14 protein-coding genes are annotated in these 14,159 nt (G+C 59.1%); 4 read left to right on the forward strand and 10 right to left on the reverse strand.

The genetic code is table 11. The features are described from left to right. Nucleotides 1-233 precede the first annotated feature (233 nt). The 5 genes from IVA82_RS31775 to rfbC form a co-directional block, all read right to left on the reverse strand. The gene (locus IVA82_RS31775; RefSeq protein ID WP_247391836.1) at nt 234-1,256 is read right to left on the reverse strand and encodes a hypothetical protein; all 1,023 of its coding nucleotides are present in this window, start codon (nt 1,254-1,256) and stop codon (nt 234-236) included. A gap of 71 nt (nt 1,257-1,327) precedes the next feature. Then, the gene (rfbA, locus tag IVA82_RS31780) at nt 1,328-2,197 is read right to left on the reverse strand and encodes a glucose-1-phosphate thymidylyltransferase RfbA (protein ID WP_247391838.1); all 870 of its coding nucleotides are present in this window, start codon (nt 2,195-2,197) and stop codon (nt 1,328-1,330) included. A gap of 14 nt (nt 2,198-2,211) precedes the next feature. Beyond that, nucleotides 2,212-3,096 carry a dTDP-4-dehydrorhamnose reductase gene (rfbD, locus tag IVA82_RS31785; RefSeq protein ID WP_247391841.1) on the reverse strand — a complete coding sequence of 295 codons (885 nt, stop codon included), beginning with the start codon at nt 3,094-3,096 and terminating at the stop codon, nt 2,212-2,214. 8 nt (nt 3,097-3,104) lie between these two features. After that, on the reverse strand, nt 3,105-4,154 hold the full coding sequence (gene rfbB / locus IVA82_RS31790) for a dTDP-glucose 4,6-dehydratase (RefSeq protein ID WP_247391844.1): 1,050 nt from the start codon (nt 4,152-4,154) through the stop codon (nt 3,105-3,107). 12 nt (nt 4,155-4,166) lie between these two features. Beyond that, the gene (gene rfbC, locus IVA82_RS31795; protein ID WP_346658829.1) at nt 4,167-4,730 is read right to left on the reverse strand and encodes a dTDP-4-dehydrorhamnose 3,5-epimerase; all 564 of its coding nucleotides are present in this window, start codon (nt 4,728-4,730) and stop codon (nt 4,167-4,169) included. 373 nt (nt 4,731-5,103) lie between these two features. Between rfbC and IVA82_RS31800 the strand changes: the two genes are divergently transcribed. Together IVA82_RS31800 and IVA82_RS31805 are read left to right on the forward strand one after the other, a co-directional pair. Continuing rightward, nucleotides 5,104-5,979, forward strand: coding sequence for an ABC transporter permease (locus IVA82_RS31800; RefSeq protein ID WP_247391850.1), 876 nt, complete (start codon nt 5,104-5,106; stop codon nt 5,977-5,979). Nucleotides 5,980-5,984: 5 nt separating this feature from the next. Further along, nucleotides 5,985-6,770 (forward strand): ABC transporter ATP-binding protein, encoded by a 786-nt coding sequence (locus IVA82_RS31805; RefSeq protein ID WP_247391881.1) that lies wholly within the window; start codon nt 5,985-5,987, stop codon nt 6,768-6,770. 7 nt (nt 6,771-6,777) lie between these two features. On the opposite strand, the gene IVA82_RS31810 is transcribed toward IVA82_RS31805, so the two are convergent. The 5 genes from IVA82_RS31810 to IVA82_RS31830 form a co-directional block, all read right to left on the reverse strand. Next, nucleotides 6,778-7,734, reverse strand: coding sequence for a glycosyltransferase family 2 protein (locus IVA82_RS31810; RefSeq protein WP_247391852.1), 957 nt, complete (start codon nt 7,732-7,734; stop codon nt 6,778-6,780). Between the two features lie 54 nt (nt 7,735-7,788). After that, on the reverse strand, nt 7,789-8,424 hold the full coding sequence (locus tag IVA82_RS31815; RefSeq protein ID WP_346658828.1) for an epimerase: 636 nt from the start codon (nt 8,422-8,424) through the stop codon (nt 7,789-7,791). A 438-nt stretch (nt 8,425-8,862) separates the two neighbouring features. Then, the gene (locus tag IVA82_RS31820) at nt 8,863-9,399 is read right to left on the reverse strand and encodes a hypothetical protein (protein WP_247391855.1); all 537 of its coding nucleotides are present in this window, start codon (nt 9,397-9,399) and stop codon (nt 8,863-8,865) included. A 47-nt stretch (nt 9,400-9,446) separates the two neighbouring features. Next, entirely contained in the window at nt 9,447-9,614 is a 168-nt protein-coding gene (locus IVA82_RS31825; protein ID WP_247391857.1) for a glycosyltransferase, read from the reverse strand. 182 nt (nt 9,615-9,796) lie between these two features. Further along, on the reverse strand, nt 9,797-12,220 hold the full coding sequence (locus IVA82_RS31830) for a M10 family metallopeptidase C-terminal domain-containing protein (RefSeq protein ID WP_247391860.1): 2,424 nt from the start codon (nt 12,218-12,220) through the stop codon (nt 9,797-9,799). 194 nt (nt 12,221-12,414) lie between these two features. Here IVA82_RS31830 and IVA82_RS31835 point away from each other — a divergent pair, with 194 nt between their 5' ends. Then, nucleotides 12,415-12,717, forward strand: a complete 303-nt coding sequence (locus tag IVA82_RS31835; protein WP_247391863.1) for a hypothetical protein — start codon at nt 12,415-12,417, stop codon at nt 12,715-12,717. Nucleotides 12,718-12,835: 118 nt separating this feature from the next. Further along, nucleotides 12,836-14,029 (forward strand): CoA transferase, encoded by a 1,194-nt coding sequence (locus IVA82_RS31840; protein WP_247391866.1) that lies wholly within the window; start codon nt 12,836-12,838, stop codon nt 14,027-14,029. Nucleotides 14,030-14,159 lie beyond the last annotated feature (130 nt).

The raw sequence follows: 14,159 nt of genomic DNA on the forward strand, positions 1-14,159 counted from the left end.
CGGCAAATTTTCTCGACAACGCGCATTCTTCTTCACCAGGAACTGTGAATCTCGGTTCAACCGTTGGAAGTGCCCCGTTCTCATCCCCGCGCGAGGCCCCACCCTTCGCTGGCCTATGTACCAACCTATGCCACGCAGCACAATCTAACCGCGCTCCGCAGTTGGCAATTCTCCCCCTCCCCCTCACCCCTCCCGCGGCGATCGGATTCCGGCGCATTTGCCCCGCTCATGACCTACCGGGAGATGGTATCTTGGTCGTCGCCCCAGGTCATCCTCGTGAAAGCACGCTGCCCGGCCGCATTCATGTTTTGGAACGCCCGAGTCTGGTTGTCCTTGACGAGAAGATTGCGCTGGCCTCCAAGGCGAAATGTGCCGCTTTCGGCCCATTCTTCCATCCCGTAAACGCGTCCATCCGCACCCACCACCACGATTTTTAGGCCGCGCTGAAGAATTCGCTGCGTCAGCCCGTCCGGCCCGCTCTCGAAAAGGTATGAATCGTTCTTGGTTTCGATCGAATCCGGCAGCACATCGAGAAAGACCTGTCGTTCGATCATGAAGGCATTCGTTCTGATGTGCGGGTTCGGAAAAGGCGCCATGTCGTCCAAGCGCGCCAGCGCGCCGCCGGGCCCGATCTCGTTGGCCCAATACGCTTCAAACTTGTCGTCCAGTGTGCAGTCGTGGCGTGACGAGCGCACGGCGAAATAGGAAATCGCAGTGGCCACCACTCTAGTCGCCAGCCGCTTCGGCAACCGCGTCCGGATTGCTCGGAACAACCGTCGGAGGCCGGCCGGTTTTGGAATCCCCTCATTCTGAAACAGCCACCATCCCTTTTGGACGTGCTTCATGCTGCTGAGAAGGCTTTCATAGGAACCGGTGGCCCCAGCGATTCCGACCGCCGGATCGGCAAACGCCGAATGCAGTTTGCGAAGCCAGTTGTCAGACGTGATTTCCGAGAACGTGTTGAGGAAGACCACACGCGTGTGCGGAAGCTGCGCAGCAGCCTTGGCATAGGCGTTGATGTCGAAGCCGTCATCCGACACTGAAATGAAATGAGGGAATGCACGCTTCAGGACTTTGTCGAGCGTGGATTCCCCCGGCGGGAAGCCTTTTCGGACCACCACGCAATCATGCGCAATCCCGGGTAGATGACGCTCGAAGGATTCAATGAAATTCGTGACCGGTCCTTTTCCTTCGGCATGGCGTGCCAGATAAACAACAGCGAGATCGCTGGTGAAGGTTGAAGCCTGGCCTGGCACGACGTTGTTGTCCTTGTTGCTGGATCACCGAAGCACTAGAAGACCTGCGGCGATGATCGGAAAGACGGGGCTCACAGGGCTTCAGCGAGGTCGCTGATGTAGCGCGCATAGGCGCTCTTTCCCAGCGCCGCGCCCAGGCGTGCCAACTGATCGCGATCGATGTATCCTTGGCCGAAAGCCACCTCTTCGGGACAGGCGATCCGAAATCCCTGTCGCCGCTCGAGCGTGGCGACAAAGTCGGCGGCTTCCAACAGGCTGTCCGGCGTACCGGTGTCCAGCCAGGCGAAGCCGCGTCCCATCAGCTCAACCGCAAGCTCTCCGCGCTCAAGATAGGCCCGGTTCACATCGGTAATTTCGAGTTCGCCGCGTGCTGACGGCTTGATGTTGGCCGCAATATCGACAACTCGGTTATCATAGAAATAGAGTCCGGTAACGGCGAAGTTCGACTTCGGCTGTAGTGGCTTTTCCTCGATCGAGGTCGCATTGCCCTGCTTGTCGAACGCGACCACTCCATATCGTTCCGGATCGGCGACGTGATAGGCAAACACCGTTGCGCCGGTGGTCCGCGACGTGGCGCTGGCGAGCAAATTCGGGAGGCCATGGCCAAAGAAGATGTTGTCGCCGAGAATGAGCGCCGAGGCGTCGCCGCCAATGAAATCGGCGCCGATCACGAACGCCTGCGCCAGACCTTCAGGTTTGGGCTGCACCGCGTAAGACAGCGATAGCCCCCACTGATTGCCGTCTCCCAACAACGCCTCGAACAACGGCAAGTCCTGCGGCGTCGAAATGATCAGGATGTCGCGGATGCCGGCCAACATCAGCGTGGTCAGCGGATAATAGACCATCGGCTTGTCGTAGACGGGCAGCAACTGCTTGGAGGTCACGAGCGTCATCGGATAGAGGCGCGTCCCGCTTCCGCCAGCAAGAATAATGCCTTTCAAAGCAGATCTCCCGTTCAAGTCCCAAGAAGACGATCAAGGCAATCCGTCAGAGACTGCTTCAGCGGAGGCAGCCCCACATCGAACACCGCCGCCAGTTTCGCGCTCGAAAGCTGCGAATTCGCTGGTCGGACGGCAGCTGTCGGATAATCGGAAGTCGAGATCGGGTCAAGCAATACGGACCGCCCGCCGCGGGACGCGGCGAGATCGGTGATCTGTTTCGCGAAGGCGTACCAAGTCATCGGGTCGGGCCCGGCAAGATGCGTGACACCCGCATAATGCGGCTGCCAGCCCCCCGCCACCCGCCCGGCGATGGCGCGGATCGCGTCGGCGATATCCAGCGCATATGTGGGGCAACCTACCTGATCGTTCACTACCCGCAGCCGGTCGCGTTCCGATGCAAGGCGAAGAATCGTGCGCACGAAATTACCTCCAAACGGCGCGTAGACCCATGACGTACGCAAGATAACGTGCCTTGGGTTCGCCGCGGCGACAGCTAGCTCGCCCGCCAACTTGGAGCGGCCATAGACGCTTTGCGGGTTGACCGGATCGCTCTCGACATAGGCGCCGGTCTTCATCCCGTCAAAGACGTAGTCGGTCGACAGATGGATGACCGGAATGCCTTGATCCGCGGCCGCCACCGCTACAAGGCCTGCGCCATCGCGATTGAGCGCAAATGCGAGATCGGGTTCCGACTCAGCTGTATCCACCGCCGTGTAGGCCGCGGGATTGACCACCACGTCGGGACGGAATGCGGCAATGGCTCGCTCGATCGAGACTGCGTTCAGCAGATCGACGTCCGGTCGTCGGCCAAAGCCGAACTCAATCTCCTTGTCGGCGGCCGCAGCCTCCCGGAGCGACCGCGCGACCTGGCCCTCGCCGCCAATCACATAGATCCGCATCTGTGGATTCACGCCCCCACCAGACCGAGACGTTCGCCGCCATAGACCTTATTCCGCAACGGTTGCCACCAATCTTCGCGCGCGAGATACCACTGCACTGTTTTTTCGATCCCGGTTTCGAACGTTTCCCGCGCTCGCCATCCCAGATCGGTTTCGAGCTTGCTGGCATCAATCGCGTAACGCTGATCGTGCCCCGGGCGATCGGCAACGAACGAAATCAGCTCGTGATGCGAGGCGCCGTTCGGGCGCAGGCGATCCATCCACGAACAGATCTGCCGGACCACTTCGATGTTGGTCCGCTCATTGCGTCCGCCGATATTGTAGGTTTCGCCGGGTCGGCCTGTTGCGAGAATGATGCCAAGCGCCCGGGCGTGGTCGTCGACAAACAGCCAATCGCGGACGTTGGAGCCGTCGCCATAGACCGGAAGCGGCTTGCGATCCAGTGCGTTGAGGATAACCAGCGGAATCAGCTTTTCGGGAAAATGATAGGGCCCGTAATTGTTGGAACAATTGGAGACGATGACAGGCACGTCATAGGTTCGGTGCCAGGCCTTCGCCAGATGGTCGGAAGCAGCTTTGGTGGCCGAATAGGGAGAACTGGGATCGTAGGCCGTGGTTTCTGTGAACAGCCCGTCCTCTCCGAGCGACCCGTAAACCTCGTCCGTCGAGACGTGCACGAAACGGAAATCGTCCGCATTTTTCCTGGCCGACGCGAGGTAACGGCGAGCGGTCTCGAGCAGCGTGAATGTACCGACGACATTGGTTCTCAAGAACAGATCGGAGCCGGCGATCGAACGATCGACGTGGCTCTCGGCCGCCAGATGAACTATCGCGTCCGGCTGGTATTTCTCGAAAATCGCAGCCATAGCTGCGCCATCGCAAATATCGTGCTTTTCAAACGCATAATGCGGACTAGACGCAACCAGCGCCAGCGACGCCGTGTTGCCGGCATACGTCAATTTATCAACCACGACGACGTCATAGCCGAGATCGGCGATGAAATGTCGACATAACGCCGATCCGATAAAACCGGCTCCTCCAGTCACAATCACACGCAATGCGCCAACTCCTCAACCGCCGAATTGAAAGGCCGGAGAGACATCTCTCAGGCGCGGCTGCTTGCGATCCTTGTCTGATAAGATGACACCAGCCGCCGAAATCCGCCAATCGATGCCTAAGTCAGGATCGTCCCAGGCAATACCGCGATCGCAGTCCGGCGCGTAGTAATCGGTCACCTTGTAGATGACCTCGCAATCGTCGGTCAGTGTAACGTAGCCATGAGCGAAGCCGGGCGGCAGCCACAATTGACGCCAATTCGCCGCCGACAGCTCGGCGGCGATGTGGCGGCCGAAGGTCGGCGAGCCCGCCCTGATGTCAACACCGACGTCTAGAATTGCTCCACGCGAGCACCTCACCAGCTTACCTTGCGGGTGCGGCGGAAGCTGGTAATGCAATCCGCGCAGAACGCCCCTTTGTGTCGACGACACGTGATTGTCCTGCACGAACGCCGCTGCAACGCCCCTCGCAACAAGCACGTCCGCACGAAACGTCTCCGAGAAAAATCCTCGAGGGTCGCTATGTTTCGCTGGGGTCAGCAGCAGAACGTCCGGAATGTCTACGCGTTCAATCTTGATAGCCATTTTCGGACGTTGGTTCCGCCAAATTGAAATTTTAACTTGCGCCAGCTTTTCTGGACGCAACGCCTCGTTGAATCCCCTTCCCCATTGCAGACGCTCCTCACAATGACCCGCCCACGATCGACAATTGTTCAAGCACCATCGCGCTGGACGCATGTGACGTTCTATGGCTTAAAGCATCATCTCTGGAACCTCAAGGCACGCCAACAGGATCGGGGTTGCCCATCCGTCGGGCCTGCTTGACCGGACGAAGTCTTAGTTCTGATGCCAGTTGGGGGATGGCAAGAATCAGAAGTCTGATGGTATTATAATATGCTCGGTTTTCCGCGACAAGATCCGAGCTACGCCACCGCAAAGTTGAAATCGATTGATGTTAGCCTCTATCAAAACACGAAGCAGCGAAGGGCATCCGCCGGGGGAAGGGCATCCGCCGGGGATTGTCACTTGGGGCGAAGGACAAAGATCCACCGCGATGGCACTTGCCGACCTTCGGGATGGTTTCGCCGCATGGCGTCTGTGGGGCCGGATGGGATGGAACGACATCCTTCAGCGCTATCGCCGCTCAGTGCTGGGACCGTTCTGGCTCACTGCCAGCATGGCAATCATGGTGGTTGCGTTGGGATTTCTCTACGCAGAATTATTCAACACTCCGATTCGCAGTTTCTTACCTTTTCTCTGCACCGGTCTGCTGGTCTGGAATCTTCTTGCGAACTTCCTCAGCGAAGGCGGCATGATCTTCACAGTGGCCGAGTCCTATATCAAGCAGGTGCGGCTGCCCTACTCGATCTATGTCTATCGGTCGAGTTGGAGCAAGATCATTATCTTCGCCCATAACTTCGTCATATATTTTGGGATTGTGATCTATTTTGGGATCTGGCCTGGCGCAATCGCCTTACTGGCGATTCCCGGACTGATCCTCGTGGTATTGAACGGTGCGCTGGCAACAGTCTATATCGGCATTCTGTCCGCGCGCTTCCGGGACATTCCACCGCTCATCAACTCCATCGTGCAATTGGTATTCTTTGTTACGCCCATCATGTGGAAACCGGAATTGCTTCATCGCCGGGCTTACATCGCCGACATCAATCCATTTTTCCATCTGATCGAGATCGTGCGGACGCCCTTGTTGGGAAATGCTCCTGATCTCAAGAACTACCTTGCCGTGTTGTTGATCACGGCTGTCAATCTCGGATTTGCCGGGCTGGTCTTCACGCGCTTTCGCTCGCGTATCGCCTATTGGATCTGAAGACGATGGCTACAGACAACATTCAGTCAGAACTGACGTTGGAAAATGTCAGCGTGTCGTTTCCCATCTATCATGGCGGGTCGCGGTCGTTGAAGAAGAGTCTGCTGTTCCGTAGCTCCGGTGGCCATCTGGCGACCGACGCGAACCACCGTATCGTGGTCGAAGCGCTGCGAAACGTCTCGACACATATTACCGCCGGCGACAGGGTCGCGCTGATCGGATCAAACGGTGCCGGCAAAACTACCTTGCTGCGCGTGATGGCCGGCATCTATGAGCCGGTCGTCGGCACAGTCCGCACTCGTGGGACAATCTCTCCGATGCTCGACATCGGTCTTGGCATCGACCCCGACCTCAGCGGCTATGAGAATGTCCGAATGCGCGGCCTGATCCTCGGCATGACGCCTGACGATATCGCCAGAAAAATGCAGGATATCTCCGATTTCACAGAGCTTGGCGAATATCTGGAGATCCCGGTGCGCACCTATTCCTCCGGCATGATGACGCGATTGACCTTTGCAGTGGCGACCAGCTTTGCCCCCGAAATCCTGTTGATGGACGAGTGGATCATGGCTGGCGACGACAGATTCATCATCAAGGCCAAGCATCGCATTGACAATTTCGTCGCGAAGGCAAGCATCCTGGTGCTCGCTTCGCATAGTGCCGAAACCTGCCGCCAGTTCTGCAACAAGGCGCTTTGGATGGATCAGGGCGTTATCAGAGCAGCAGGCCCCCTCGAGGAGATCCTCGAAATGTACGCAGAGACGCAAAGAGTCCGCGTCGAGATGGCATGAACCGGCCTCACAGCCGGCCAAACAGCGCCCCAACGAAAAGCGCGAGATTCTCGAGGAGGCTTTGCCGGTACACTCCGGATTTCCAAAGGAGCCGTAGCCGCTTGGGCCATCCGACCAACCGCGCTTGGGTGTACCGGGCGAGGACGAGTGCGTTCTGCGGCGTTAGCAGCTCTCGCATGCTGCCTAGCATGTTCAGGTTGACATCATTCCACATTGCGAAGCGGCCGCCGACGAATGCGAACGATCGAACAAGCCGAGCCCGCAGACCGACATTCGCTCCGACAAGATTTTCCACATGTTGTCTGTATCGTAGGCTGGGCCAGGGATCGTAATGCGCAATGCCGCCGATCCCGGTCACGACCTGATACGTCCACCAATCGTGCGATACCAGGGCAACGTCAGCTGGCGTGGTGCGCAGCGCCAACCGGGCCGCGCGATTGAACACCATCGTATTGCCGCCGCCGATGTTCTGTACCAGGGCGTTCTGAAATGTTGGCTCGCGCAAGAAGAGAGGTGAGAAGCCAATCGGCGCGCCGCCCTCCTCGATCAACTCGGTCCGGGTAAAATACAGAGCCGGATGATCGCTCGGAAGCGCTTCGAACCAGCTCACGGCTTTCGCAAGTTTCTCCGGAAACCAGATGTCATCCTGATCACTATAGGCGAACAGGTCGCCATCGAGTGCATCACTGCGAACCAGCGAAACGAAGTTCTGCCAGAACCCCTGTTGCGGTCCCTGGCGAACAATCACTCGCTGCGAGACGCATCGAGCGAACTCATAGACGATCTCGACGGTACTGTCCGTCGAACCGTCATCAGAAACTAGCAGCTCCCAATTCGAATAGGTCTGAGCTCGATAAGACTCGAGCTGTTCCCGGAGAAATTCGGCGCCGTCTCTGGTCGCGAGCAGAATGACAACTTTAGGGCTTGTCGACGGCAATTGGGATGGTTCCTGCTTGAGCCTCACGCAGCCATCTCGCGGCCGCGCTGGAAATAATAGGGTTCTCTTAGACTATCTGTCCTACTCTTCAAATCGCGGATGAAACCCCCGCGGATTCCAGCCAAAATCGCGGATCGCCGGCGCGGGATCGAACACCATGTCGTTTGCCATCCGCGCGCCCATCGCGGCATTTGCATCCGGAAGGAATGGCTTTGCTAGGGCAAACGCCACCCGCCAGATTAACGGCGGCGCGGATATGATCCGGCGTGGCTTACCGAGCGCGTCGAAAATCCGACCGACCATCTCACGATAGCTGATCGTCTCACCGCCCGGCAGCGCGTAGGTCTTGCCGACTGCCGCATCGCTTGCTGCCGCAGCAATGGCGCCGATCGCCAGGTCCTCCGCGTGTACGGGCTGCCGCAACCCGGCGCCGTTGCCCATCAAAGGCAGCACCCCGAACCGTCGACAGAGCCGCGCCAATCGCGAAATGTTGCCGTCGCGGCCCTCCGCATAGATGATGGTCGGGCGGAGAATCGTCCAACCGACATTGTAGCGCTCGCAAGTGGCGATCAGCCGCCTCTCCCCCTCCGCAAGGCGCTGCAGCAGTTCGCGCTCTGATGCGACCTCGGAGTCGATCTTGGTGACGATGCTAGTGGAGGTGAAGGCGACTACGCGCTTCAAAGACGTTGTACAGATGCGTGGCAGCGCATCGGCCAACAGGCCAACCTCCGCCGTGCAATACAAGGTCTTGAAGGGAGGTGGGTTCCAGGTCTCGGGCGCGGCGAGATCACCCTGGAGCCACTCTACTCCGCAATTGCGGTGCCGCCCCCGGGACAGCGCCAGCGGCGTTTCACCGGACCTAACCAGATGCTCGACAATATAGCCTCCGACAACGCCGGTGGCTCCCACAACGAAACTCTGCATCTCGCTCAACTCACTGCGGCCGCGCGCGTCGCCTTCCTCGAATAGCGCGATTAGGATGTCCTATATCTGTCTATCGGCTTCTCGCCAATCGTTTCTCGCCGTCGGATCTACGGCTTTGTCAGGCGCCAGAACCTGGTACTCGACCGTCCTCCCAGTCTCGCTCGGTATACTGTGCGGCAAAATCAGTCGGTCACGATATCCGCACGATGACAAAGTACATGGCATGACAATTTATGTAAATTGCGCGAAAGGTAACTCCACACAGACTGGCCTGCCTATTTCAGGAGCCTTCCGAATGCCCTTTCCGCGCGCCTCGCAAGCCTGTCCCGCTTGCGCGCCCGCAGACCAATATTCGCGCCAAGAAGATTGAACCCTTGTTGCTTCTACAGAAGGCCGGCGATCGTAATGCGCGGCGCCCTCGCTCCCCGTCACGACCTGATAGGTCCACCAATCGTGCGACACTGCTGAAACGTCGGCCGGCGTGGCCCGAAGCACCAGCCGCGGCGACCGATTGAACACCATGGTATCCTCCCGATGTTTTGCACCAGCGCATTCTGGAAGGTTGGCGCGCGCACGAACAGCGGTGAGTAGCCAATCGGTACCGCCCTCGTCCATCAACTCGGTTCGGGTAAACAGAGCCGGCTGATCGGTTGAACGTGTCCTAAACCAGCTCACGGCTTTTGCCAGCTTCTCGGTAAACCAGACGTGGTCCTGATCGCTGTAGGCGAACAGCTCACCATCGACATCGTCAGATCGGACCAATGACACGAAGTTCTGCCGGAAACCGATCAGCGGCCTAGCCGTACAACCACCCGCTAAGGAACCTCCCTTGCAAACCGTTCTATGATATTGATCGTGTCGTCCCTTGAGGCGTCGTCGGACACCAGCAATTCCCAATTGCGACAGGTCTGTGTCCGATAAGAGTCGAGTTGCTCCTCAAGAAAGGCGGCCCCGTTTTTAGTTGCGAGCAGAATGACGACCATAGGGTCTGCTGACAGCAATTGAGATCGTTCCTAATTGATCCTCTCGCGCCACCATTATGTGCGCACTGGAACTGCACACGGCCTATCCTGATTTTCAAATAGCGAGGAAATTATTTCGCCTGATGCCCGGATATTGTACCAGGACGCGTTATAGCGACTGCGAGGACCTTTTCAGACGTCAATCAAAGGACATGAAAATCGTTCAGATGTTGCTCTAGAGTAGCCGCCGTCATATTTTGAACCGTTACGATGTCGCTGACATCGGCTGTAATGACAGCGTTTCCATGCTCGTCGTCTGCCATATGCGAAACAATGGAGGCGACGTCTGCGAATATCGTATGGTAAAATTGAATAACATCCACGCCCGGTTGAAAGTTGGCGATAGTGCTTTGGCCAAAGCTCGGGTTGAACGTGAATGTATCGCGCCCGGCAGTGCCGATCATCAATTTGCTGTTCTCATCGCCGACGTAATCATTGTTGACCGTCGCATCGTTCACGTTCGAACTTGCGATCACAGTGGTGGTCAGGCCGACATGTCCTTCGCCGTTCAGGTCCTGGTAAAAGCTCGGCTCCGCCGATTGCAGCACGGAGTCGGCGCCCGACAAGGCCGCCGTCGACGAGATGAAGTTGCCGCTGCTGTCGGTGGTCCAGATCGAATACAGGTCCGAACCGGTGACCTTCCAGGCGACCTCGTATCCGCTCACCGTCTGCTCCGCGCTGATCGGCAACCAATTGCCGAATTGACCCGCGACAAAATCCGCCCCAGAGGTTTTAAGCGACGGTCCCACCCCAGAGTTATCGTATAGGAAGAAATGGTTGCCGGCTTCGGTTAGATGAGTTGATCCATTCGCTTCGATGACTGTCGTGGTCAGGCCGATATGTCCGTCACCGTTCAGGTCCTGGTAAAAGCTCGGCTCCGCCGATTGCAGCACGTAATCGGTGCTCGACAAGGCCGCCGTCGACGAGATGAAGTTGCCGCTGCTGTCGGTGGTCCAGATCGAATACAGGTCCGAACCGGTGACCTTCCAGGCGACCTCGTATCCGCTCACCGTCTGCTCCGCGCTGATCGGCAACCAGTTGCCGAATTGACCTGCCACAAAGTTTACTCCGGAGCTCTTAAGCGAGGGGCCCGACGAAGTACCATTCGCATATAAGTAAAAGTTACTCCCGAGCTGTGTCAGACTCGTCGCGCCAAACGACTCGACGACGGCGGGGACAACCGCAACGCCGATCAAATCGGAAACACCTATCGCAATGTTGCCCGTGAGATCGATCGCAAAGTCGGCGACACGATCGCCGTTGGTGTCGCCCTGCAGCGTGGTGATGCCAAGCGAGCTGTTGTAGCTGTAATTGAGTTCACCCGCAGAGCCATCAAAAGCCAAACGACCGATGAAATGGAAAAGATCGTAACCGGACGTGCTGCTGATAGCATCGATCCCGCTCAGGTCGATTTTATCTGCCCTCGATGCAAAGTCGGTAATACGATCATGTTGTCCATTCGCGGCTGGGCTATCGCCGAACGCAAATACAAAAGTATCGGCGCCGCCCCCGCCGGTCAGCGTATCGGTGCCACGACCGCCCTTCAGCACGTTCGCGATGCCATTTCCGACGATCGTATCGTTGCCGGATCCGCCGATGGCGTTATCGATATAGGAGCGCGCATCGCCGTTGTAGAGATAGGCGTTGTAGACGTTGCCGGACGCATAATGGCCGTCGCCGAGATAGGCCAGCTGCGTGCTGGAGAACACCGATGATGCACCGGGGTTGAGGTTGATGCTCAGGTTCGTCGTGTAGTTCGACAGATCATAGGTATCGACGCCGCCGCCGTCCCAGATGGTTTCGTAGATGCGGTTGGCCGAGCCGCCAACCCCGCCGCCCGGCGCGAGCTGCCCGACACCGTTGATGAACTCCTGCCCAGTGGTCGGATTCCAGGTATAGGTGGTGTTGCTGCTCTGGGTCGTGAAGTTTGCGCCGTACATTGTCTGCAGCGCGAGAATGTCGTTGGCCATGTAGGTCTGCGGATACCCGTACGCTTCGTTGGTGTAGCCGCTCGTGATCGAAGCGCTGACATAGCTGCGATAGCTCATGACGGTGTATTCGCTGTCGTCGTGCGCCGTCGGAACTGCGACGTTGGCCGGACCACCGGCTTCCTGGCTGTGCTTGAGGCCGACGGCATGGCCGAGCTCGTGCAGCGCGGTGGTGAAGTAGTAGTTGCCGAGCTTGGCCAGGGAGTAATTGTATTGAGTCCCGAACCAGATGTCGCCGCCGGACGCATAGTTGCTGGGATAGTAGGCGTAGGAGGTCGGGTTGGCCGCCGGCGACTGAGCGATCATGATGTCGCCGCCGTTCGTGCCGGCGTACTGGATGTTGGCGTTGGTGTAACCGTCGATCAAACCGATCGCGTAGTTGATCGCCGCCTGCATCTGGGTCGGCGCCGAGGCAAAGCCCGATGTGGTTGGCTCACTGCTGCCGCCGGAGTATGGGTTGGCGTAGTCGCTCGGCGAATCCGGGAAACTGTAGGTGATCGTGCCCGACCATTTGTAGCCCGAAAGCAGGCCGTCGATGTCGGCGTTGTTGGTCTTCGTGACCGTGACAGCGGTAGCCAAGGGGAACTCCGAATCAGTGAGCCCCGTCCTATTCGAGGCGTTAACAGATGATTGTAGAGAGCTGAACGTTTGGTTTAAATGGGGCGAGACCATCGGACCTCTAGGCATAACGCGCTGTTAGCCCATTAATCCCGTAGTCACACGGGACGCGAATAAGGGTTTCGTTCCCGGAACACCCGTAATTGCAGGGTTTCATGAAACGACGTTCACTCCCGGTCGGTCTGTTTGGCGTCCTGATCGCACTCGCCGGACTGCCCCATCAACCCTTCGGAGAACTGTCTGTCATGGTGGAGAAGGCCAAGGCCGACGACAGCGGCAAGGCGGCGCGCGCGCCCTCCATGCCGATGGCCCGCGATCCTGCCGCTGCGGTGGCAGAGGAATACGAAGCCGCCCGCCGGAAGGGAACGCGGCAGGCCCTTGAGCTCTTCATCGCGCGCCACGGCGATGATCCCCTGGCCGAGCAGGCGCGTGCCGAGTTGAAGCGCCTGTCGCGCTGATCTCGCAGGCACCGCATCAGGCATGGCATTTCGGCAGGCGGGATGGGCGTCGGGCCGGCTTGTCGCGCGATCTTTCGGCACTAAGGTAGGCCCGCAATCTGTCCCGGAGCCTTTCAAGATGCCCTTTCCGCATGCCTCGGAAGCCCTGTCGCGCTTCAACGTACTCGATCTGACCCGGGTCCGCTCCGGCCCCACCTGCGTGCGACAACTGGCGGACTGGGGGGCGAATGTCGTCAAGATCGACGCACTGACCGAGGATGCCGGCGGCGAGCAGCCGGGTGGGCCGCGTCGCGGTTCCGACTTCCAGAATCTGCATCGCAACAAGCGGGCCATGACGCTGAACCTGAAGGACGAGCGCGGGCTCGCCGTGTTCAAGCGCCTCGCCGCCAAGGCCGACGTCGTGGTCGAGAATTTCCGGCCCGACGTGAAGAAGAAGCTTGGCATCGACTATGACAGCCTCGCCAAGATCAATCCGCGCATCGTCTATGGCAGCATATCCGGCTTCGGCCAGGATGGTCCCTATCACAAGCGGCCCGGCTTCGATCAGATCGCCCAGGGCATGGGCGGGCTGATGTCGATCACCGGCGCGCCGGGCCAAGGCCCGATGCGGGTCGGCATTCCCGTCGCCGACCTCACCGCCGGCCTGTTCTGCGCCATGGGCATCCTCACCGCGCTGCTGGAGCGCGAGGTCTCGGGCAAGGGCCAGTGGGTGCAGACCTCGCTGTTGCAGGCGCAGATCTTCATGCTCGACTTCCAGGCCGCGCGCTGGCTGATGGAGAAGGAGGTCGCCAAGCAGGCCGGCAACAACCACCCCACCAGCATCCCGACCGGGGTGTTCAAGACGTCTGACGGCTACATCAACATCGCAACGACCGGCGGGCGGATCTGGGAGCGCTGCGCGCAGGCGGTCGGCGCGCCGGAGCTCTTTGGCCATCCCGACTATGCGACTGCACCCGCACGCTCCAAGAACCGCGACGCGCTCAATGCCGAAATCGAGAAGCGCACGGTGACGAAGTCGACCGAGACCTGGGTCAGGGAGCTCAACGAGGCCGGCGTGCCCTGCGGGCCGATCTACGCCATCGATCAGATGTTCGACGATGCGCAGGTCAAGCATCTCGGCATCGCACAAGACGTGCCGAACGAGGAGAACCGCGACATCCGCCTGATCGGCCAGCCCGTCACGCTGTCGCGCACGCCGAGCAGGATGGTGGCGCGGCCGCCGGAATTCGGCGAGCAGACGGACGAGGTGCTGAAGGAATTCGGCTTCGCCGCGGACGAGATCGCGGAGCTCAGAGCGGCGAAGGTGGTTTGAGGCCCACGGGCGCCGGCACGTTGCCCGCCGCAATCGGGATAGGGGGACGCCTCGCGGCGTCGCCCCTCCCACACCACCGTACGTACGGGTCCGTATACGGCGGTTCGGTGGATTATGCGGGTCTCGGGGC

It is taken from the genome of Bradyrhizobium sp. 142 (assembly GCF_023074015.1).
Taxonomy (GTDB): Bacteria; Pseudomonadota; Alphaproteobacteria; order Rhizobiales; family Xanthobacteraceae; genus Bradyrhizobium.